This window comes from uncultured Gordonia sp. (assembly GCF_937858515.1).
Taxonomy (GTDB): domain Bacteria; phylum Actinomycetota; class Actinomycetes; order Mycobacteriales; family Mycobacteriaceae; genus Gordonia.
Genome location: NZ_CALLZT010000029.1, coordinates 1 through 21,707, shown reverse-complemented (window position 1 = coordinate 21,707; position 21,707 = coordinate 1). Strand labels below are relative to the sequence as shown.

Annotated in this window: 23 protein-coding genes; 13 read left to right on the top strand and 10 right to left on the bottom strand. The window is 67.2% G+C overall.

What is annotated here, in order from left to right; all coding sequences use genetic code 11:
* On the bottom strand, positions 1-468 hold a 468-nt coding region (locus tag Q0627_RS02245; RefSeq protein WP_298807481.1), incomplete at its 3' end, for a superoxide dismutase.
* A 265-nt stretch (positions 469-733) separates the two neighbouring features.
* The gene (locus Q0627_RS02240; protein WP_291012381.1) at positions 734-943 is read right to left on the bottom strand and encodes a hypothetical protein; all 210 of its coding nucleotides are present in this window, start codon (positions 941-943) and stop codon (positions 734-736) included.
* 214 nt (positions 944-1,157) lie between these two features.
* Here Q0627_RS02240 and msrA point away from each other — a divergent pair, with 214 nt between their 5' ends.
* From msrA to Q0627_RS02210, 6 genes are all read left to right on the top strand, one after another.
* Entirely contained in the window at positions 1,158-1,856 is a 699-nt protein-coding gene (gene msrA / locus Q0627_RS02235) for a peptide-methionine (S)-S-oxide reductase MsrA (protein WP_291012383.1), read from the top strand.
* Positions 1,853-2,920, top strand: coding sequence for a winged helix DNA-binding domain-containing protein (locus tag Q0627_RS02230; protein WP_291012386.1), 1,068 nt, complete (start codon positions 1,853-1,855; stop codon positions 2,918-2,920). Before msrA ends, Q0627_RS02230 begins: the two co-directional genes overlap by 4 nt.
* A gap of 338 nt (positions 2,921-3,258) precedes the next feature.
* Positions 3,259-3,582: a rhodanese-like domain-containing protein gene (locus Q0627_RS02225; RefSeq protein WP_291012475.1), complete on the top strand. Its 324-nt coding sequence runs from the start codon at positions 3,259-3,261 to the stop codon at positions 3,580-3,582.
* Between the two features lie 143 nt (positions 3,583-3,725).
* The gene (locus tag Q0627_RS02220; RefSeq protein WP_291012388.1) at positions 3,726-4,571 is read left to right on the top strand and encodes a DUF4328 domain-containing protein; all 846 of its coding nucleotides are present in this window, start codon (positions 3,726-3,728) and stop codon (positions 4,569-4,571) included.
* Between the two features lie 70 nt (positions 4,572-4,641).
* Positions 4,642-5,430, top strand: a complete 789-nt coding sequence (locus Q0627_RS02215) for a glycerophosphodiester phosphodiesterase family protein (RefSeq protein ID WP_291012391.1) — start codon at positions 4,642-4,644, stop codon at positions 5,428-5,430.
* Between the two features lie 57 nt (positions 5,431-5,487).
* The gene (locus Q0627_RS02210; RefSeq protein WP_291012394.1) at positions 5,488-6,405 is read left to right on the top strand and encodes a DUF5926 family protein; all 918 of its coding nucleotides are present in this window, start codon (positions 5,488-5,490) and stop codon (positions 6,403-6,405) included.
* Positions 6,406-6,544: 139 nt separating this feature from the next.
* Here Q0627_RS02210 and Q0627_RS02205 read toward each other — a convergent pair whose 3' ends face one another.
* The 4 genes from Q0627_RS02205 to Q0627_RS02190 form a co-directional block, all read right to left on the bottom strand.
* Positions 6,545-7,108 (bottom strand): ferritin, encoded by a 564-nt coding sequence (locus Q0627_RS02205; protein WP_291012397.1) that lies wholly within the window; start codon positions 7,106-7,108, stop codon positions 6,545-6,547.
* 120 nt (positions 7,109-7,228) lie between these two features.
* Positions 7,229-8,842, bottom strand: a complete 1,614-nt coding sequence (locus Q0627_RS02200; RefSeq protein WP_291012400.1) for an LCP family protein — start codon at positions 8,840-8,842, stop codon at positions 7,229-7,231.
* A 67-nt stretch (positions 8,843-8,909) separates the two neighbouring features.
* Positions 8,910-9,716 (bottom strand): CPBP family intramembrane metalloprotease, encoded by an 807-nt coding sequence (locus Q0627_RS02195; RefSeq protein WP_291012402.1) that lies wholly within the window; start codon positions 9,714-9,716, stop codon positions 8,910-8,912.
* A 22-nt stretch (positions 9,717-9,738) separates the two neighbouring features.
* Positions 9,739-10,491 (bottom strand): DUF2470 domain-containing protein, encoded by a 753-nt coding sequence (locus Q0627_RS02190; protein WP_291012405.1) that lies wholly within the window; start codon positions 10,489-10,491, stop codon positions 9,739-9,741.
* 207 nt (positions 10,492-10,698) lie between these two features.
* Between Q0627_RS02190 and pheA the strand changes: the two genes are divergently transcribed.
* Together pheA and Q0627_RS02180 are read left to right on the top strand one after the other, a co-directional pair.
* Positions 10,699-11,610, top strand: coding sequence for a prephenate dehydratase (gene pheA / locus Q0627_RS02185; RefSeq protein ID WP_291012477.1), 912 nt, complete (start codon positions 10,699-10,701; stop codon positions 11,608-11,610).
* Positions 11,611-12,276, top strand: coding sequence for a histidine phosphatase family protein (locus Q0627_RS02180; RefSeq protein WP_298807477.1), 666 nt, complete (start codon positions 11,611-11,613; stop codon positions 12,274-12,276).
* 23 nt (positions 12,277-12,299) lie between these two features.
* Here the strand turns inward: Q0627_RS02180 and Q0627_RS02175 are convergent, their stop codons facing one another.
* From Q0627_RS02175 to Q0627_RS02165, 3 genes are read right to left on the bottom strand one after another with little or no spacing between them, the layout of a single operon-like run.
* A complete protein-coding gene (locus Q0627_RS02175) occupies positions 12,300-13,166 on the bottom strand; it encodes an SDR family oxidoreductase (protein ID WP_291012410.1) in 867 nt (288 codons plus the stop codon).
* Between the two features lie 44 nt (positions 13,167-13,210).
* Positions 13,211-13,561 carry a metallopeptidase family protein gene (locus Q0627_RS02170; protein WP_291012413.1) on the bottom strand — a complete coding sequence of 117 codons (351 nt, stop codon included), beginning with the start codon at positions 13,559-13,561 and terminating at the stop codon, positions 13,211-13,213.
* 4 nt (positions 13,562-13,565) lie between these two features.
* Positions 13,566-14,591, bottom strand: a complete 1,026-nt coding sequence (locus Q0627_RS02165; RefSeq protein WP_291012478.1) for a septum formation family protein — start codon at positions 14,589-14,591, stop codon at positions 13,566-13,568.
* A gap of 804 nt (positions 14,592-15,395) precedes the next feature.
* On the opposite strand from Q0627_RS02165, the gene serS reads away from it, so the two are divergent.
* The 3 genes from serS (at position 15,396) to Q0627_RS02150 (ending at position 18,262) form a co-directional block, all read left to right on the top strand.
* Positions 15,396-16,652 carry a serine--tRNA ligase gene (gene serS / locus Q0627_RS02160; RefSeq protein ID WP_291012416.1) on the top strand — a complete coding sequence of 419 codons (1,257 nt, stop codon included), beginning with the start codon at positions 15,396-15,398 and terminating at the stop codon, positions 16,650-16,652.
* A 128-nt stretch (positions 16,653-16,780) separates the two neighbouring features.
* Positions 16,781-17,287, top strand: coding sequence for a hypothetical protein (locus Q0627_RS02155; protein ID WP_291012419.1), 507 nt, complete (start codon positions 16,781-16,783; stop codon positions 17,285-17,287).
* Between the two features lie 66 nt (positions 17,288-17,353).
* Positions 17,354-18,262, top strand: coding sequence for an EamA/RhaT family transporter (locus Q0627_RS02150; protein WP_291012422.1), 909 nt, complete (start codon positions 17,354-17,356; stop codon positions 18,260-18,262).
* An 82-nt stretch (positions 18,263-18,344) separates the two neighbouring features.
* Here the strand turns inward: Q0627_RS02150 and Q0627_RS02145 are convergent, their stop codons facing one another.
* Positions 18,345-20,015: an MBL fold metallo-hydrolase gene (locus Q0627_RS02145; protein WP_291012424.1), complete on the bottom strand. Its 1,671-nt coding sequence runs from the start codon at positions 20,013-20,015 to the stop codon at positions 18,345-18,347.
* 209 nt (positions 20,016-20,224) lie between these two features.
* Between Q0627_RS02145 and Q0627_RS02140 the strand changes: the two genes are divergently transcribed.
* A complete protein-coding gene (locus tag Q0627_RS02140) occupies positions 20,225-20,971 on the top strand; it encodes a lysophospholipid acyltransferase family protein (RefSeq protein WP_291012426.1) in 747 nt (248 codons plus the stop codon).
* Positions 20,968-21,707, top strand: a 740-nt coding sequence (locus Q0627_RS02135) for an HAD hydrolase family protein (protein ID WP_298807476.1), incomplete at its 3' end; no start/stop codon positions are given. The genes Q0627_RS02140 and Q0627_RS02135, both read left to right, overlap by 4 nt.

The window sequence follows — 21,707 nt, the reverse complement described above, 5'->3', positions numbered from 1 at the left end:
CGGGATGATCGCGGCCGGGATGTTGCCGCTCTGGTCGGTGAGCTGCAGGACGACCAGGTTTCCGCCGATGGTGTCGTAGCCCAGGATGGCCCAGCCCGAACCCTGCAGGGTGGTGGCGGCCGCAGTGAAGTGGGCGTGGAACTTGTCGAAGCTGCCGAACTGGTCATCGATGGCCGCGGCGAGTTCACCCTCGGGCTTGTCGCCACCGTTGGGGGACAGGTTCTTCCAGAAGATGGAGTGGTTGGTGTGGCCGCCGAGGTGGAAGGCGAGGGTGGCCGACAGTCCGTAGGCCTTGCCGGCGATGGTGCCGTCTTCGCGGGCCTCGGCCAGCTTGGCGAGGGTGTCGTTGGCGCCCTTCACGTAGGTGGCGTGGTGCTTGCTGTGGTGCAGTTCCATGATCCGCCCGGAGATGTGCGGCTCCAGTGCGCCGTAGTCATAGTCCAGTTCCGGCAAGGTGTATTCAGCCACGATGGTCCTCTCTGACGAGTGTTGAGCTGCTGTCCGCGCCCGGGTGGACGCAGTGCCCCAACGCACGAATGCGGGTGGGGGATACTTCACATTTACTCAGCGGGTGAGGCCTGAGCAATATTCCCAGGGCCAATAGTCCCAGAATCAACCTACTCGCACCGGTAGCGACATACGGCCTTGAGTGGCGGTGAACGCGACCGGGCTCACCGGATGGCGAGATGGTGCCGGTCTCAGAGAAGTACTGGCTCAGAGAAGCACTACTGGCTCAGAGAAGCACAAGGGCGAGCACGATGGCGAGCAGGACCACGATGGAGAGAGCGGTGACGCGGCAACGATTGCCGATGCTATCCATGATGACGGGGAAATCGGCCGTATGCGGTGCTCGTACGGTGCCGACTTCCGGCGGCCGGGCTGCCGCGTATGCGGGCCGGGTCGGGCGTGGCTGGGTGTGACGCGTCGTCGCGTGCGCGGCCATGGCCTCTCCGTCCTTCTACGGGTCACCCGAACTTCAGGCCTACCTGAACCTCAGGCCTACCTGAACTGCGGGTTAACACCGGTCTGAACTGCGGGTTAACACCCGGTGTCGTGCAACGTGACTGCATCGTGATAGCAGTCACAGTCGCGATTGAATCACGAGTTGCAGCTATCACACAAGTCCCGATTCGGGGGACGCGCGTAGAGTTACCGGCATGTCGTGGCTTGATCAAGTATTCTCCGGGGCTTCGTCGAAGCGGACGATGATCACCCCGGACCAGGCGTTGCCGGGCCGGACCACCCCGGTGGCCGTGGCTGCCGCGAATGTGGTGCTCGGCCACCCCATGCGCGGCGACGATCCGGAGTCGGCCGCAGGTATCGGCGAGTTTTCCGGACGGCACGCGGTCGTCCTGGCCGGTGGCTGTTTCTGGGGCGTCGAGGAGATCTTCTGGCAGGTCCCCGGCGTGTACACCACGGCCGTCGGCTATGCCGGTGGATACACGCCCAACCCGAGCTATGAGGAGGTGTGCACCGCACGCACCGGACACACCGAGTCGACGCTGGTGGTGTTCGACCCGCAGGTCATCGACCTCGAAGGCATTCTCAAGGTGTTCTGGGAGACGCACGACCCGACGCAGGAGATGCAGCAGGGCAACGACGTCGGCACCCAGTACCGCTCGGCCGTCTACACCGTGTCCGACGACGACGCGCGGCTCGCACGGGAGAGTGCGGAACGGTTCGCCGCTGTCGTCGACGCGGCGGGTCTGGGGCCGATAGCCACCGAGATCGCACCGCTCGCGCAGGCCGGCGACGGCTGGTTCTACTACGCCGAGGACTACCACCAGCAGTATCTGGCGAAGAACCCGAACGGCTACCGCTGTCACTCGTCGACCGGGCTGAAGTATCCCGCGTGAGCGATCGGATCAGCCTGCAACAGTGGAATCGGACTCTGTTGCAGCGTCAGCACCTGCTGGCCCGTGTCGACGACGACGCCGTCGAGGTTCTCGACCGGGTCGTCGGCATGCAATCGCAGGATCCCAAGGCGGCGTTTTTCGGGCTGCATGCCCGACTGGAGAACTTCGCCCCCGACGAACTCGACGATCTGATGATCGACCGCGAGACGGTCCGGATGGCGTTGCTGCGCAGCACGATCTGCCTCATCGACACCGAGGACGCACGGTGGATCAGGCCCGCGGTACAGCCCGCACTCGACGCCGAACTCACCGGCACGCACGCCCGCAAGCTGGTTTCGGCGACGCCGGCGGCCATTGTCGATGCCGCGCGTGGCCTGCTCGCCGCCGGCCCGATCGGGGGCGATGACCTGGGCAGAGAACTGGCGCAGCGATTCCCCGACGAGGTGCCGGCCACCCTTACCAGAGTGGTCCGCTGCGCCCTGGCGCTCGTTCAGGTGCCCCCGCGCGGCCTGTGGTCGGGCAGCGGCAAACCCACCTACAGCCTGTTCGACGACTGGGCCGGTCCGGGTGAACCGGCGCTCACCGGCGACGACGCGCGCGCGGAACTGGTGCGGCTGTATCTGCGCGGTTTCGGGCCGGCCACGGTCGCGGCGATCCAGATGTGGTCGGGTATCGGCGGGCTGAAGCCGCTGGTGGAGAAGATGGAAGCCGACTGGGAGCTGGAGAAGCTGACCGGCCCGGACGGCGAAACATTGTACGACCTGGACGGTCTGGGTCTGGCCGCCGCGGACGAACCCGCCCCGGTGCGGCTGCTGGCCCCCTACGACCACGTCGTCACGGCCGCCGCGGATCGTCGGCGGGTGGCCGGCGAGGACGCGCTGAACGCGATCAAGACCACCAACGGACTGATGCGCGGACTCGTCCTTATCGACGGCTGGTTGTCGGGAACCTGGTCGCTCACCAGACCGGGGGTGAACGTCGAACTCTTCGGCGAGCCGGACCGGGCGCAACGCGCCCAGCTCGATACCGAGGTGCAGCGGCTGCGGGAGTTCGCTGTGAGTTGAGCGGCACCGCCGCCGTGAGTTGAGCGGCACCGCCGCGGGAGTTGAGCGGCACCGCGGGCCGGGGTTTCATCAACAGGTTTCCCCAAGTTATCCACAGAGCTGTAAACAGCTGTGGATCATCCATACCTTCACTTCCGTGAACTTCCTGCCGGACCGTTCCCGATTTTCGGTGACGTACATCACTCAGAAGCCGGTTTGTGCAGTTGTTATCCACAATTCCACAGGGATATCCACAGCCCGAGAAGCGGATTCTGTATAACTCGCCCGTCTGTGAGCGGCCACCCTGTGAATAGAATCCCGCCGACGCGATGCCCTGTGACACCATGGACTGCGTGAGCATGTTCGACATCCCCGAGATCCCGGTGACGCAATTGCCGGACGACTTCACCGACGAACCCGGCCGGTTGATGCTCGATGTGCGCGAATACGACGAGTGGGAGGCGGGCCACGTGCGTGGCGCTATCCACATCCCGCTCACCGAGGTCGCCGCCCGCCTCGACGAGATCGACCCCGACGCCGAACTGTTCGTCATCTGTCACTCGGGCGGACGCTCGGAACGCGTCCTGCAGTACCTGCTCCGCAACGGTTACGACGGCAGCGGCGTGGCCGGCGGCATGTTGTCCTGGGTGCAGAGCGGAAAGCCCGTCGAGTCGGGTCGATGATTGATCTGTGCCCCCGGTGCCGCATCCAGGCACCTCACAAACCCGGACGCTCGCAGTGCCCGCGCTGCGGCGGGCCGCTGAGTGTCATCGACAACGCTGCCGGGTCCGCGGGCCCCGCGCCTGTGCCGGGGCAACCTCCCCGGGTGGGGCACACCAGGCCCGCCAACGCGCCGCGCATGTACCGCAGCCCGCACGTGCGGTGGGTCGCCCGGCGCCCACCCGAGACGTTCCCGCCGCCGCGGCCCGCGCACCGGCAGGGACCGGCACTGATACCGCGGTACGGCTATCTCCCCACCTGGGGTCTGCACGACCGGCCGGTCACCGGTGCGCAAGACGCTGCCGCCGATGCCCGGCGCGGCGGACTCGACGCGACGCTGCACGTGACGGCCATCGCGCTGGTCGTCACCGCCGTCGTGCATTTGCTGCGGTACGTGTTGCTGGTGATCAACCGCACCACGCCGATTCCCACGTGGCTCGACATCGCGTCCGTCGTCCTGGTATGGGCGGCAGGACTGACCGCCGTCGTCTTCTTCGCCACCGCCACCGTGTCCGTCGTCGGTTGGCTGCGCGGGGCCCGTGCCGCCGCCTACCGGCGTCATGACAGACTCGATCCGCGCCCGCGCTGGCAGCTCACGGTGTTCGCCGCGATCCCGCTGGTCAACCTCGCCGGCGCGCCCGTCCTGGTCCGTGAACTCATCGCGCAGCGCGACGACATCGACCAGCGCCGCGCCCACCTGGTCTCGGGCCGCACCGCGATCGCCTGGACCATCGTCAACCTCGCCGCTGTCGCCGCGCTGGTCACCCGGTTCATCGCGGGCCGGTCCGACTCCCTGCAGACCGGTGCCGACGGCCTGTGGCTGACCATCGTGTCGGCTGCGCTGTCCGCAGCGTTCGTGCGGTGGGTGCTGCCCAGGCTGATCCGCGTCTTCGACGACACGCCGTACATCGACGCGCCGACTCGCCGATGGGTGCAGGTGGCGCAACAATGACCAGATGTGGGCCGGAGGCGTTGTGGACCGGGGACGACCGGCGGGCCGGGCCGCACGGTAAGGGGTGTCGATGAGTTCGGTTGACCACGTCTCGCGGTCGGGGAAGCCCGCTGTCGTCGCTCATCGCGGTGCGTCGCGGGAGGCTGCCGAGCACACCGCGAAAGCGTACGAGCTCGCGCTCGCCCAGGGGGCCGACGGCCTCGAATGCGACGTCCGCATGACCAGCGACCATCAGCTCGTCTGCATCCACGACCGGACTGTCGACCGCACCTCCGACGGCACCGGCGTCGTCAGCGAGATGTCGCTCGCGCAGCTGCGCGAACTCGACTTCGGCAGCTGGCACGCCGACGGCAAACCGGCGCAGATCCTCACCCTGCGCGAGTTGCTCACCCTCACCCTCGACTGGCGCCGGCCGGTCCGGCTGTTCATCGAGACCAAACATCCGGTCCGCTACGGCAGCCTCGTCGAACAGGCGATCCTGGAAACACTGCAGGAGTTCGGCGTCGCCACTCCGCCGTCGGCCGACCACAGTCGCGCCGTCGTCATCTCGTTCTCCTCGGCCGGGGTGTGGCGCATCCGCCGCAACGCCCCGATGCTGCCGACGATCCTGCTCGGTGAGACCTCCCGCGTCCTGCGCGGCAGTGCCGCGACCGCAGTCGGCGCCACGGGCATCGGCCCGTCCATCGGCACCCTGCGCCAGCACCCCGACCTCGTCGACCGGGCCGCCGCATCGGGCCGGGTCACCTACTGCTGGACCGTCGACGAGCTCGCCGACGTCGCACTCTGCGCCGAACTCGGCGTGCGCTGGCTCGCCACCAACACCCCCGCCCAGGTGCGCGAATGGCTGGTCAGCGTCTGATCCGGGGCAGTGGGGACCGGTCCCCTCGGCGTTACCGCCATCTGCCAAGGTAGAGCCATGGCTAAGAAGAGCAAGCGCGGCAGCGGACCACGTCCGGGGAGCAATCGGGCCGAGCGGGTGGCTGCCCGCCGGGCGCGGCAGGAGGCGGCGCTGGAGGCACCGGCGCGGCCGTTCGGCGGTCTGGCCGCCGAATGTGATCTGGTCGCGTTGCGCGCGTTCGTGGCGTCGGCGACCGCGACCCTCGAACTCGCGAGCACCCCGGCGGACGGCCGCAGCATCGTGCTCGGGACCGTCCTGCCCGGCGCCGTTCCCGGTATCGTGCGCGAAACCGATGGTGCACCACAGGCTTTCGTCGCCACCCAAACAGATCCGGAACCGGCCGACGTGGCGGTGGGACTGGCGTCGGCGATCACCTGGGCGACGACGGCGGCCGTCGGTTCCGACTTCGCCGACGCCGGCGACCCGGCGCCGCTGACCGACCTGCTCGTTGCCGACGCGGTGCTCGACATCACCGTGCACGACGACTTCGGCTGGTGGCTGCATCCGGGTGCCGCGGTGACGCCGGAGGTGGGGCAGATGCTGCAGCGGGCCAACGACACCATCCTGCCGACGGCTCGCCTGACCAACGACAGCGGCATCGGCGCCCCGTGGTGGGTCGACGCGGGGGAACGGGCCCACCTGCGCTGGGTCCGGCCCGAACCCGAGGACGACCTGATGAGCGCACTCGCGCGGATCCACGCGGCCGGGAACCTGACCCTGGGCGAGGGGTCGCGGTTCGCCGGCTCGTTCCGCACGCACGGGCTGCTCGTGCCGGTGTTCGATCTCGATGCCGAGCGGCACCCGACCGAGTGGACGCAGGCGCTGAACACCTTCGACGCCCACCTGGTGGAGGCACTGGCCGACACGAGCGACCTGACCGCGGCGCAGCGCCGATCGCGCGACGGCATCCGCGGCCGTCAGGTCACCCTGCGCTAGCTTCCCCAGCCGGTTGAGCCCCTTCGCCGGTTGAGGTGCCAGGAGCGCAAGCGACGAGCCTCGAAACCTCGCGAGAGAACAATGTCATCTCACCGGTTTCGAGGCTCGCAAGCTCGCACCTCAACAGGCATGGGCCACGTCAGATGGTCCCGCCCGCGGCGGCCGGCGCAGTGGCGTCGGCACCGGCTGCGCCGGCGAACTCACGCTGGACGAAGTTCTCGACGTCGAACAGGTTGCCGTTGGCACGTTCGGCGATGGTCTGCAGAGTGGTCATGGTGGCCACTTCCTCGACCTGCTCCTTGAGGAACCACTGCATGAACTGCTCGCCGAGGTAGTCGCCGTTGTCGCGGGCGGCGCGCGCCAGATCGACGATCTGCTGGGTGACGCGCTTCTCCTGCGCCAGCGCCAGGTCGATCGGGGCCTTGTAGTTGTCGAACTCCGACCGCGGGACGTCGACGCCGGGCAGCTCGATGTGCATGTCGCGGTCGAGGAAGTATTGCAGGATCATCATCGCGTGGTTGCGCTCTTCGACGGCCTGCCGGTAGAAGTGGCGGGCCAGCTGCGGCATGTCGATGCCGTCGTAGTAGACGGCGACGGCGATGTACTGCTGCGAGGCCGAGAACTCGTTGGCGATCTGGTCGTTCAGAAGGTCGTGGAACTTGGTGCGTACGGTGTTGTCGATCAGCTCGGTCATAGTGGACATGGTAGGAGCATCAATACCCTTTGCGCATCCAAAGTCAGCCTAACAATAGTAAGGCGAACCTACCTCGGATCGCATTTGATTAGGTAAGCCTCAGTACTCGTACGCAATGGTTCGGATTCGCTATTCGATTGCGCCACCGTTGTTTTCGATCATGGCGTCGGGGACGGATTTACCTTCCCGTAAGTAGTTGAAGAATTCTTCCGTGTTGGAACCAACGATGAGTGAATCCCCCTCCTCGGTCACCTGAGCACCCGCATTCGGCGTTGTCGTGGTGATCGGATTACCGCGCAGGGCCATCGCCAGGCCGGCCAGATTCCAGATGTGATCGTTCTTGTCGACGGTCAGCGAGTTGACCGCACCGTTCACGAACGGAACGAGCCGGAACGGATTGAGCACGACCGACGGACTGGTCGCCCTGGCCATCAGCGCGGACAGGAATTTGCGCTGATTGACCACGCGTTCGAGGTCGGCGTTGGGAAAGGCGCGGGTGCGCACCAGGCCGAGGGCCTGCTTGCCGTTGAGGTCGTGGCAGCCCTTCTTCAGTTTCAGTCCGGCCTTGGGATCGTTCAGGTTCTTGTCGATGCAGATATTGACGCCGCCGACGGCGTCGACGAGGTCGGCGAAACCACCGAAACCGATCTCCCCATAGTGGTCGATGCGCAACTTGGTGAGCTGTTCGACCGTCTGCACCAGCAGCTTGGGACCACCGAAGTTGAAGGCGGCGTTGATCTTTCGCTGGCCATTGCCGGGAACTTCGACGTACAGGTCGCGGGGGATGGAGATGATCATCGATCGGCCGCTCGGCGGTTTGTGCACCAGCATGATGGTGTCTGTGCGCGCGCCGTCGCTGTCCCCGGTCGCCAGGCGGTCCTTGTCCTCCTGCGACAGACCCTCCCTGGAGTCGGTGCCGACGATCAGCCAGGTGTTACCCGGTGTCGGTCCGGGCTTGCCGTCGTAGGAGGACAGGGCGTCGACACGACGCAACTGGTTGTCGAAGTAGAAGACGGCCGCGACCGTCGAGACGAGCATCGCGACGACCAGGATCAGCGCGATCTTCCCGAGGCCGGCTGGTCGGCCGGGGAGGCGCCGGAGCGGGTTGCGTGACCGGCGCGGCGACTCGCGTGGCGGTTCGCCGTACGGGACCGCGGATGGCGGTGGGGCCGACTGGTATGGGTGCCGCTGCGCCGGTACCCGCACGGGTTCCACACCGGCCGGGCCCTGCCGAGGGCCGGGATCGGGTCGATCGGGCCGGGGCTGGTTGCCGTGCCGGGGGACGTCCCTGGGCGGTGTGTTCTCTCCGGGCGTCCCGGAGTAGGCGAACGCGGGCCTGGCCTGGGCGTGCACCGTGGGCGCGTACTCGGGTGGTGGAGGGTTGCCGTTCTGAGGTTGGGCGTTGCCGTTCCGGGGTCGGGCGTTGCCGTTCTGGGGTTGGGCGTTGCCGTTCCGGGGTTGGGCGGGCTGCCGATCCTCGGGTCTGAGCTGGGGTATCGGCGCCGCGGCCGGTGGTTCGGCGGGCCGACGATGCTGCGCCGCCTGGCCGGGGGGCTGCTGCTTGGGGAATCCCGGACCCGCGGGACGCTGCCGGGGCGGTTCCTGCCGGGGAGGTTTGGCGTGGCGGCCACCGTCGGCCGGACTCTGCGGCGTCCGGTACCCGCGAGGCGGGTAACGCCCGTCCGGCGGCGCCGGGGGTTCACTCCCTCGGCGTCGCCTGTTCGGCGGTTCGTTCCCGTTCACCCGACCAAATCTACGCATCGCGACGCCACCACGGGACCGGGGCCACTCATCCGACTGACACGGCAGGTTACGTGATCCACCCCAGATGCTCGCGAAGCAGCGCATAGCCGACAAACGCGACGATGTCCATGACGGAGTGGGCGATGACCAGCGGCCACACCCGGTTGGTGAGCTGATACCAGCGGCCGAACACCAGCCCCATGACGACGTTTCCGATGCCCGCGCCGATGCCCTGATACAGGTGGTAGCCGCCACGCAGCAGGGCGCTGGAGGCCAGCGCCCCGTTGGCGGTGAGGCCGAGCTGCCGGAGCCGGGTGATGAAGTACGCGACCACCACGATCTCCTCGGCCGCGCCGTTGCCGATGGCGAGCAGGATCAGGAGCGGCCACCGCCACCACAGTCCGTCGGCGTCGGCGGGCACGAGGGTCGCGTTGATGCCGAGCGCGCGGGCGACGGCCACCAGCGCCAGGCCGGGCAGCCCGATGACCGCGGCGAGGGCGAGGGCGGGCGGCACATCGGATGCCACGGGACCGACGCCCAGACCCACCTTGCGCAGCAGCCCGGCGCGCCACAGCAGATAGGCGCCGAGCGCAGCGACGGCGAACAGCCGGGTGGCCTGCATCAGCCGCCGGATCGCGTCGAGTGCGGCGAGATCGGAGGTGGCCGGGTTGAGCGCAATGGTGGTGTTGCCGATGCCGCCGGCCAGTTGTGCTTCGAGCAGTGACAGCGCCGCCGACAGCGCCGAGAACCCGAAGGTGAGGACCCCGACGATCACCAGCTCGATGACGATGCCGCGCCGCGCCACCGGGTCGGTGACCGCGTCGATACCCGGCCGGTCGGGTGGCCGCAGGATCAGGCGGAGGTTGGCGCGCATACGCGCCAGGCTACCGACGTCGCTATTCGGGCAGGCTGTTGATGAAGGGGCAGCCTGCCAGGCCGCGCAGGGCGTAGGAGAGTTCGTGGACGTCGGTGACGGGGCGAGGGAAGGCGAGGCGGACGTCGTTGTCGCCGTCGGGTCCTTCGATGCGGAAGCGGATGCCGAAGCGGTCGAGGCCGAGGGGGCGGACGCGGCCGGTGCGCAGATGGCTGGGCAGTTTGCGGGCGAATTGACCGACCATGTCGGCGTGGTCGGCGTCGAGGTGGGCGATCCAGTCGTTCTCGTACTCCCAGAACGGGTCCGGGGTGGCGCCGGCGAGGTCGCCGGCGGTTACGGACGCGGCGCCGGAGCCGGTGGCGATGACGGCCGAGTTGAGCTGAAGGCGGAGCAGGGAGTGGCCGTGGCCGACGTCGAGGAGGCCGTCGTCGGGGTGTTCGGCGGCGATTTCGATGGCGAGGTCGCGTTCGAGGTCGGCGGGCACGGGGAACAGGGTGCCGTTGAGCCAGATCAGGGACCGGACACGTTCGCGCAGGTCGATGGGGGCGCAGTCGGTGATCTCCAGCATCGCGGCCAGGCCGTCGGCGGCGTGTACGGCGGCCATGGCCTCACCGTCGGTGGGGGCGAGGATGAAGGCCTGCGATTCGAACAGGTGCACCACCGAGAGCGGAGTGGGTTCGGTTCCCTCGACGGCGAGCATGGCGTCGGAGACCCGTCGACAGGCGGTGACGATGAGCTCAGCGTGTGATGGCCGGCTGGTGACCGCTTGTGTCATGAGTGCTCCTCGGACAGGGGATGTCGTGCATCAATAAGGCAACCCTAACCTAAGCCTCGCCGGTGGACCAGGTCAATGCCAACTTTTGGTCACAAGGACTCGAACCGGACGGGTCCGGTCACCTGCTGCCGGTAACCTTTGGTCGTGTCTGTGTCGCCCGACCCGCCGGTGATCGCCTACTTCGGTCCCGCCGGAACCTTTACCGAGATGGCGCTGCAGCGACTGCTGACCGCGCGACTGCCGCTTCAGGACGTGCCCGCGCTGGCCGGTCCGGTGACCACGATCGCCGCACCCAGCCCCACCGCAACGATCGCGATGGTGCGCGACGGAGTCGCCGACTACGGCTGCGTCCCCATCGAGAGTTCGCTGGAGGGTTCGGTGCCGGCGACGATGGACGCGCTGGTGCCCGTCGACGGCCGCCGCGTGCAGGTGTTCGCCGAGGTCACGCTGCCGATCGCGTTCACCGTGGCCGCCGCCGGGGCACTGGAACCCGAGCGGGTGCGGACCGTCGCCGCCTACCCGGTGGCCTCCGCACAGGTGCGGCTGAGCATCGAGAGGCTCTACCCGAACGCCTCGTTCGTCATCGCCTCGTCCAACTCGGGTGCGGCGATCGACGTCGTCGAGGGTCGCGCCGACGCCGCGGTCACCACCGGCCCGGCCGCTCGGCTGCACGGGCTCACGGTGCTCGCCGACGGGGTGGCCGACGCCCAGGACGCGGTGACCCGTTTTCTGCTCATCGGTCGGCCCGCACCACCGCCCGCGCGCACCGGGTCCGACCGCACCGCGGTCATCCTCGGCCTGCCCAACGAGCCGGGCAGCCTGATGCGGGCGATGGACGAATTCGCCACGCGCAAAGTCGATCTCACCCGGATCGAGTCGCGGCCGCGGCGTGACCTGAGGCTCGACAAGACCTCTGCCGGGCAGTACCGGTTCTATCTCGACGCCGTCGGGCACATCCGCGACGACGCCGTCGGCGAGGCTCTGCGCGCACTGCATCGCAACGTGGAATCCGTTGTGTTCCTGGGTTCGTGGCCGGCCGAGAACGAGGTGGGATCGCCGCCGCCGGATACCGCCGAGAGCGTCGACTGGTTCACCGGACAGCTACAGGGGGAGACGTAGATGGCGGCGACACTGCACCTGATCCGGCACGGCGAGACCACCGCCAACGTCATGCACCGCCTCGACACCGCGCTGCCTGGTGATTCGCTCACCGATTTCGGTGTCCGGCAAGGGGTTCGGTTCGGCTTCGACAATCGTCCCGCTCGCGAGCCGGTACTGGTCAGTTCGGTGGCGCGGCGGGCGGTGGAGACCGCCGAGGCCATCGCATCGGTGTGGGACGTCGATCCCGTTGCCCTCGAAGGGATTCACGAAGTCCAGGTCGGCGACCTCGAATCCCGCTACGACGACGAGGCGCACGGCGTGTTCACCGATATCGTGAACCGTTGGTATGCAGGCGAAGTCGACGCCCGGATTCCCGGCGGCGAATCGCTGACGATGGTGCACGGCCGGTACCTGCCCGTCATCGATCACCTCGCCGCCACCCACCTGGCCGGATCCGACCCGCGCGACGTGTACGTCGTCAGTCACGGTGCGGTGATCCGGCTGATCGCCTCCCCCCTCACCGGCATCGACCGAAAGTTTGCCGCCGCAACACATCTGCGCAACACTGGCTCTATCGAGATCGAATACACCGAGTCGGGTGTCTGGGTCTGCAAACGCTGGGGTGCCACACCCGCCCCCTTCGGTCGCAACGACGAACCCCTGGTCGTAGAACCGATGGGCTGATGTGAAAGCCCACCGGCGAGGGTCTACGCCTCGGCGGCGGCGGCCCGGGCCCGTATCGACGCGATGACGCCGCCGTCGTTGAGAATGTCTGTGCCCGTGAGGTATCCGGCTTTGTCACTGACACAGTAGGCGAATAAATCGGCCATCTCCTGCGCGGTGCCCCAGCGCGGCACGTTGGCGCCCTCGAGCAGCGCACCCGCGCCGGATTCGGCTTCGAGCCTGCCCATCTCGGTGTCGACCGAACCGGGGGACACCGACACGATGCGGATACCGGCGATGGTGAAACGCTCGGCCTGTGCCGACGAATACCACTTCACGAATGCTTTGCTGATCCCGTACGCGAAACCCGACTGAACTTGCTCGGGGTACGGGGCGTATATCTCGAGCAGGGCGGCGATGAAGGTCTCCGCGTCGGTCAGCGCCCCGGGAAAGAGTTTCTCGGGAATGAGTTCGGTGGGCACCATATGGGCGGCCATCGACGCGACGTTCACGATGGCGACCCCGTCGGAGATCGCACCCGAATCGAGTGCCAGCAGAGCCTCGTTCACGTTCACGGTGCCGAGTGCGTTGATCCGGCTGACGAACTCGGCATCGCCCATCCGGGGGCTGACGCCGGCCGTGTGCACCACCGACGCGATCGGGCCGATACCCGTTGCGGCGGCGAACAATCCGTCGACGGCGACCCGGTCGGTGACATCGCCGAGGATCGCGGTCACCGCGGTGCCGTCGAGCCCGGTGCCGTCGAGCCCGGTGCCGTCGAGTTCGGCGACGGCCGCGTCGAGGCGGTCCTGAGAGATGTCGAACAGGACGATGTGGTTGCCGGAACCGAGGAGCCGCGCCGTGGGCACGCCCATGCCGCCCGCGCCGGTGATCACTGAGACGGTGGTCATACCGATGACAGTACAGTCATGCTTTCGGTAACCGTCAACCCCCGTCATCCCCAACCGTTGGCGTGCAGCCAGTCGTCGTCGATGCCGAAATGGTGCGCGATCTCGTGCATCACCGTCACCACCACTTCGTGGGCCACCTGTTCACGGGAGTGGCACATCCCGAGAATCGGATCACGGTAGATGGTGATGGTATCGGGCAGATAGCCGGCGTAGTCGTGGGTGCGTTCGGTGAGCGCCACCCCCGAATACAACCCGAGAATGTGCGGGTCCTCCGCGTTCTCGGGTTCGACGAGGATCACCACATTCGACATCTCGGCGGACAACTCGGCCGGCACCTGATCGAGTGCGTCCGACACGAACCCGTCGAACTCGTCGTCGGACATGTAGACGGGCATCGCACTACCCCGCCGGAGCGGGAACCTCCACCGGATTCGCCTCGTACCCACCAGGCAGCGGCACCGGCGTGGGCAGCGCCCGGCCGGGAGGCGCCTGCGGCGGCGGCACCGGCAGCTTGCCGTTGATCAGCAGCGTCTCGCGGGCATCGCCTACGAGCGTGGCGAAACCGCCCTGGTCCGGCAGACCCAGATAGCAGACGGCGGTGCGACTGCCGGCCAGCCAACTCGGCTCCAGGATCACCGACCACTGGGTGTTCAGCGTGGTGGCCTCCAGCTTGGCCTTGCCGCCCATGAACCGTTCGGCCTGGCCGGGACACACCGACGCCAGGAACGCGTTCTGCTCATCCTTCGACGGCCACGGCCGCCCCGACAGCCGGTCACCGAACTTCACCGACAGATCCACCGTCCCGGTGGTCTGGAAGGCATGGTTCTCGGTGCAATTGACCTCGACGGTGGGCTTGCGCGCGGCGTCGATACCCACGCAGGTACCCGGAGCCCACTTGAACGACTGATCCTGATCGGCCACGCGGCCGGAGAACTGGGCGGGCTGACCGTCGGGCCCGGTCTGCTGCAGACCGCAGCGCAACTCCCGCGCCCCCTTGTCCCACTGCACCTGCGACGGGAACATCATGCTCACCGAGAACCGGCCGTGCGGGTCGCGTTTACCGCCGAGGTAGCGGTCGGCGATCACCGCGCACTGCTCGTCGCGGATCTGCGCGAACCGCGCGACGCCGGGCCACGGCGCGGACTCACCGAACTCCGAACCCGGCAGTAGCGCGGTGTCGAGGGGCCCTGCGACCTCGAATCGGTGCCGAAGCTGGCAGTCGACCTTCTTGGGATCGCCCGGATTGCCGGCCGCCCAGTCCAGGCAATCGCCCGCCGCGGACTCGGTGAACGCGTTCTTGGCCAGCTTTTCCTTACCGCCGATGCCCGTGTTGGCGACGTCGCCGCCGTCGCCGATGCCCTGGAAGATCCCGATCGCACCGGCGATGAGCGCACCGATGATCGCGGCCGTCAGCACTACCCGCAGCGGATTGGCGAGCGCACCTGAGCGGGATCGGCGTTCTGGTTCGGACTCGGCGTCGTTGTTCGGGCCCTCGTCGGGGTTGTCGCCAGAGTTGTCAGCCGGGCTGTCGCCTGAGTTGTTGTTCGAGCTGTCGCCTGAGTATTTATTCGGGCTGTCGCCCGGGGCTGCGGGGGGATTCTCGGAAACCTGTGTGTAGGCAAGCCTGTGGGACTCATCGTCGACAACGGGCAGCACCGTGGTCTCGGCACCGTCGTCGGCGGCGACCCAGTCGTCGGTGTCGGCCTCGCCCGGGTCTGCCGCGTCCGCGTCTGTCTCGCCCGGGTCTGTCTCGCCCCCGTCTGTCTCGCCCGGGTCTGTCTCGCCCCCGTCTGTCTCGTCCGCGCCGGCCTTGTCCAGGCTGACTTTCTCCGGCTCGGCTTCGTCCGGACCGGCCGGGTTGTGGTCGGCTTCGTCCGCGTCGGCCTGCTTCGCGTCGGCATCGCTTGGATCGGCATCGCTCGGATCGGCATCGTTCACATCGGTGCCGTCGGCGGCATCGGATTCGGTGACATCGGATTCAGCGGTGTCGTCCGTACTGGATTCGTCGGTGCCGTCGGCATCGGAATCTGCGGTGTCGTCGGCATCGGAATCGTCGGTGCCGGGGCCGCTGAGGCCGTCCGCATCCGGTTCGGTGTCGCCCTCGACCCGGGGGTCGCGGTCCTCGTCTGGATCGTTCATCACCGTCTATCATGCCTCCCCGGGTGATATGACCGAAGAACCATGCCGGAAATGAAGCCGCGAAGCGGCAGGCCGGTAGTGTTTTCCTTCGTGATCGACCTCAAGATTCTCCGCGACAACCCCGACCTCGTCCGTGCCTCGCAACGCAAACGCGGCGAGGACGAGGGTCTGGTCGATGCGTTGCTGACCGCCGACGCGACCCGCAGACACGCGATCGTCGAGGCCGACGGTCTGCGCGCCGAACAGAAAGCGCTCGGCAGGCAGGTCGGCAAGGCGTCCGGCGAGGAAAAGGCCGCGCTGCTCGCACGCGGCAAGGAACTCGCCGAGCAGGTCAAAGCGGCTGTCGCCCGGCAGAACGAGGCGGGCGAGTCGTCGGAGGCGGCGCATCGCTCGATCTCCAACATCGTTGCCGACGATGCCCCGGCAGGCGGCGAGGACGACTTCATCGTCCTTGAGCATGTGGGTGAGCCGCGGCAGATCGACGACCCGAAGGACCACCTCGAACTCGGTGAGTCGCTCGGCCTGATCGACATGAAACGCGGCACCAAGGTGTCCGGGTCGCGGTTCTACTTCCTCACCGGTCAGGGTGCGTTGCTGCAGCTCGGCCTGCTCAACATGGCCGCCGCGAAGGCCGTCGCCAACGATTTCACCCTCATGGTGCCGCCGGTGCTGGTACGGCCCGAGGTGATGGCGGGCACCGGTTTCCTCGGCGCGCATTCGGCCGAGATCTACCACCTGCCCGACGACGACCTGTACCTCGTCGGTACCTCCGAGGTGCCGCTGGCCGGCTATCACATGGACGAGATCCTCGACCTGTCCGACGGGCCGAAGCGGTACGCGGGCTGGTCGAGCTGCTTCCGGCGCGAGGCCGGCAGCTACGGCAAGGACACCCGTGGCATCATCCGCGTGCACCAGTTCGACAAGGTCGAGGGCTTCATCTACTGCAAACCCGAGGAGGCCGAGGCCGAACACCGCAAGCTGCTCGGCTGGGAACGGGAGATGCTCGCCGCGATCGACGTGCCGTACCGGGTGATCGACGTCGCCGGTGGTGACCTCGGTTCGTCGGCGTCGCGCAAGTTCGACTGCGAGGCATGGGTGCCCACGCAGAACACCTACCGCGAGCTCACCTCCACCTCCAACTGCACCACCTTCCAGGCCCGGCGCCTCTCGATCCGCTACCGCGACGACAACGGAAAGCCGCAGGTCGCAGCCACCCTCAACGGCACTCTGGCCACCACCCGCTGGCTGGTGGCGATCCTGGAGAACCACCAGCAGCCCGACGGCTCGGTCGTCCTGCCGCCGGAACTGGCCCGGTTCGTCGGCACCGAGGTCCTTGAGCCGAAGTAGCTGTCCTAAACCCCACCGCTGAGCCGAGGCATCGCAATAATTGCGATGCCTCGGTCTATTCGTGGGGTTTAGGACGGGCGGACGCCACAACTGTATGTATGCTGTGGCGCCCGCTACACTTTCCGGACATGACGAAGCATTGGGTGGGGAAGTCCGTGGCAGGCGTCATCGTGGGGGCGGCGGCCGTCGGGGGTGTCGTGACCGGTGCCGGACCGGCGTCGGCGAAGGTCGAGCCGGGATTCTATGAGCTTACCACCGTGGTGACGGGCGGTCCGGCGTTCACGCCGTCGCCGTTGCCGTCCAACGCACGGGTGATCGGGAACCGGCTGTACTACGACGAGAGCGGTGTCGGGCCGTGGAACACCAACCAGTACGTGATCCGGCAGACCCGCGCGGGCGGAGTCGTCACCCCCGGTGGGCTCGGCGACCTCATCTACCGGGCGGAACTGCGCAAAACCCGCACCGGGTACAAAGGTCCCCTCTACCTGCTCGGACTGCCCTACGGCCAGTTGGTGCTGCGTAAAGTGGACCGCAGGCATTCGGAATCCTTCCAGCAGACCCGCGAATCGAGGGATTCCGCGTATGCCGACGGCCCGGGCACTCCGGACGAGCAACTGGAACCCGAACAGCAGTAAAGGTGTAGCCATGAACCGCGCCGCAGACTCCATCGACATGCCGGACGCGGGGTCCGGGTCCGGCCGATGATCGCGGGTTCGATTGTCGCGGCGGTCGGCGCGTTCGCGTTCGCGGCGGCGGCGGTGCTGCAGGCACTCGGCGCGGCTCGGGTGTCACGATGCGCGACGACCATCGAGGAACGACGCTGCTCGGACAAGTCGCATCCGTCGCTGCGATCGACCGGCGCGACCATGATCACCGGCCCGTTCCTGATCGGATTCGTCTTCGACGTCATCGGTTTCGTCGCCACCATCGCGTCGGCCCGGATGATCCCGCTGTTCCTGTCGCAGACCATCATCTCGGCGCGGCTCGTGGCCACGGCGCTGCTGGCGATGGTGGTGATGAAGATCCACCTGTCGCTACGTGACTGGATCGCGGTGCTGGTGGTGGTCTTCTCGCTCGTGTTGCTGGCGGTGTCGGCGGGCAAGGAGGGCGTCGACGATCAGCGGTGGATGCACTGGTCCGTGCTCGCGGCGGGTCCGTTGTTGCTGCTGCTCGGGATCGTCGCGATGCGCCGGCTGCATCGTCATATCGCCTCGGCCACCGGCCTGATCGCGGGCGCGATCTTCGGGGTGATGGCGGTCGCGTCCCGGATCGTTGACGGTCTTGACCCGTTCGACGTAACCGCCCTGTTCACCGATCCGGCGTTCTACGGTCTGCTCATCAGCGGCATGTGCGGCTTCTATCTGTTCACCATCGCGTTGCAGACCGGGTCGGTCAACGGTGCGGCGGCGGCGCTGGTCGTCGGGCAAACGGTGCTGCCAGGTGCGATCGGCATCGCCTTCCTCGGCGACGTCACCAGGTCCGGCTGGGGCCCGGTGGCGATCGTCGCATTCAGTGCGGCCGTAGTAGGCGGGGTGGTGCTCGCATGGTCAGGCGCGGTGACCACCGTAGAAAAAGCAGAAAACTCAACAGTGCACGTCCCCGTGGCCTGAACAACCCTTCCCGCTCAACAATTTCCCTCAGCACCGGGCGGATCAATTCAGCGTCGAATGAATCCGTTGAGCGGGAACGATTTTACAGCTTTTCGGCGCGGAGGTCGTGGCCCTTGGTGGTGAGGCAGCGGCCGGTGGGGAGGTTCCATTCCCAGCCGTGGAGGTTGCAGGTGAGTTTGTCGCCGTCGACGACGCCGAACTTGTCGAGGTCGGCCTTCAGGTGCGGGCAGCGGCGCTGAATCTCCCAGCCGTCCTTACGGATCGACGCGTCGTCGTCGTGCGCTTCGGCGAACCAGCCGTCGGCGTAGGCGATGCGTTCGTCGGTGAGGCATTTGAAGAATGTGTACAGGTACTCGTTGTAGCCGCCGATGCGCCAGGTGGTGAACCGGGTCGACAGGAAGATGGTGTTGACCCAGTCGGGTTCGTTGTCGCGCAACACCGTTCGCACGATCTCGGTGGCGATGCGGAACCCGTACCGGTACTTTCCCTCACCCTCCTTCGGTTCGCGCACAATACGATTCGGGAAATCCAGGACGACGATCTCGGTCTCGTCGGTGACTTCCTTCGATGAACTGTGCGGGGTCATCACCAGACCGACCGGATAGCCGATGCCGTCGCAGATCAGATCTGATTGCCTCATGATCGGTTCGAACAGGTCGCGCAGCGCCGGCAGCAGCTTGTCGCCCTCGGCGGGCGCCCAGGTGGCCTTCTCCGCGGCGATGATCGGCGCGAACTTGGCCTGCATCCGCTCCAGATAGGCCTTCTTGTTGGGGCCGAACACCTCCTCCGGCGGATACGGATGTTCGATGCCGTCGAGCGTCGACCCGGTGAAATCGGCCGCCGACCCCGACACCATCATCAGCCCACGATGCTTCACGCCGTCGTCGGTGCCGTGGATGCGCATCTGCTCCAGGAACGTCATCTGGTCGGGGAAGATCGACGTAACGTCGCCGGGCACAGGATTGGTGCCGGGCGCCACGTCGAGATCGCCGATCGCCCCGGCCTTGATGTCACTGTCGGCGATGCCGGAACCGAGGTCGTTGACCGAGTACAGGTCCTCATCGAGGAACATCGGCGGCCCCGCCGACGGCACCACCCACGTGGCCCCGACCTGATCGATGTACGAACGTGCCCGGTCCATGCCGCGCTGACGTTTCTGCGCCGCGAAATTGGCCTTGGACTTGCGGGGGATGTCGTAGACCATCGGGTACCAGATGGCGCCCGAATACTGCAGCAGGTGCACGTCGACATGCCCGAACGCCTCGTCGACGACGTCGAGGTCGACGGGCCGGGCGTCGTTCATGTTGAAGCAGACCGTCTCGCCGTCGGACACGATGAGCCCGGAGTCACCGATCGGGCCGTCGGCGGGGGCCCGCAACGCGATGATCATGATGTCGAGCGACCCCTTGTCGCCCGTGACAGTGGTCTTCACCGAGTCGGTGGTCTCGACGAACTTGTGGAAACCGAGTCGTTCGAGTTCGCGTTTGAGGTCGGGCACCGGATAGTCGGGCAGCAGGACGGTGGTGTCCTTGTCGACGTTGTCGCGCAGGTTGACCTCGTCGAAGTGGTCGCGGTGCAGGTGCGAGACGTACAGGTAGTCGCACTTGCCGAGCGCCTTCCAGTCCAGCTCGGAGTTGTCCGGGAACGGGATCCAGGAGGCAAAGTATGCGGGATTGACCCACGGGTCGCAGAGGATCGAGCCGGCGGCGGTCTCGATGTGGAAACCGGCATGTCCGATGCTGGTGATCTTCACGATCTGGGCCTTTCAGGTGTCGCGCGGGCTGGCGCGATGCGTACGTCAATTGTCCAGAGTATCGAGTCCGATGGCGTCAGGACTGGGCCCTCTGTCACACCTGGTGCGGATGTGACGGGACATACACATCGGCGGGTGCGACTCCGGATGGTGTACCGGATGGTGTAACGGCGCGACCGATCCGCGCCCACCTGGTTAAGCTCGTCGTCATGGAACCCCTCTATGGCACCGTGATCACCGCTGCCCGACTGTTGTGGCTGGCCGAAGGCCTCAAATTCGGCGTATCCGGCGTCGGGAACGTTCCCAAGACCGGGCCGGGTGTGGTCGCGGTCAACCACACCGGCTACATGGACTTCACCTACGCCGGTATCCCCGCCTTCCTGCAGGGGCGTCGCAAGGTGCGGTTCATGGCCAAGAAAGAGGTCTTCGACAACAAGATCGCCGGACCGCTGATGCGGCGGATGCGGCACATCCCCGTCGACCGCGGCGCGGGTGCCGAGAGTTACGCGCAGGCCGTCGACTATCTCAAGCAGGGCGAACTCGTCGGCGTGTTCCCGGAGGCGACGATCTCCCGCAGCTTCGAGATCAAGGAGTTCAAGTCGGGCGCGGCGCGGATGGCCCTGGATGCGAACGCACCGATCATCCCGACGGTGATGTGGGGTTCGCAGCGCATCTGGACCAAGGGCCACCCGAAGCGCCTCGGCCGCACCGGGGTCAAGATCCTGATCAGCGTGTGCGAGCCGATCGACCCGGTCGGCGACGCGGACGCGATCACCGCGCAGCTGCACAAGGTGATGAGCGAGAAGCTGCTCGAATTGCAGGACGCCTACGGCACGCATCCGTCGGGCGAGTTCTGGGTGCCCGCCCGGCTCGGTGGTTCGGCGCCCACCCTTGAGGAAGCCAACGAACTCGACGCCGCCGACCAGGCCAGACGGGCCAGAAAGAAACCCGAGTGACGCCGCGCCTATCGCAGCCGCCGACGCTGATCGCCAGCGACGTCGACGGCACCCTCATCGACAGCTGCAGCCTGGTGTCACAGCGCACCCTCGACGTGCTCGGCGCCGCCCGTGACGCCGGAACCGAGTTCGTGCTGGCGACTGGCCGGCCGCCGCGCTGGATTCCGGAGATCACCGAGCAGTTCGCCGGAACCCGCGCCCGGGTGCGGTACGCCGTCTGCGCCAACGGCGCCATCGTGTACGACCTGGAGAACGACCGGATCCTGCACGCGGCGCAACTCGCCCCCGACGTGCAGCGGCACCTCGGCGACATAGTCGCCCGGCTGCTGCCCACCGCCGGTGTCGCCTCTGAACGTGCCGGTAACTCGGCCTACGACACCGCGACCCCACCGTTCGTGGCCTCGCCCGGCTACCAGCACGCCTGGCTCAACCCCGACCACATCGAGGTTTCCAACGACGAGATCTTCGCCGAACCAGCCGTGAAACTGCTGGTCCGGGTGCCGGAGATGCAGAGCCGCGACATGGCCACCGTTCTGGCCGGCGAGGTAGGCGATCTTGCCCAGATCACCTACTCCACCTCCCACGGCCTGATCGAACTCTCGGTACCCGACACCCACAAGGCGTCCGGGCTGCGCACGCTGATCGACCTCGCCGGCCTCGGCCCAGTGACGTCGGTGGCGTTCGGCGACATGCCCAACGACATCGAGATGCTCACCTGGGCCGACCACGGCGTCGC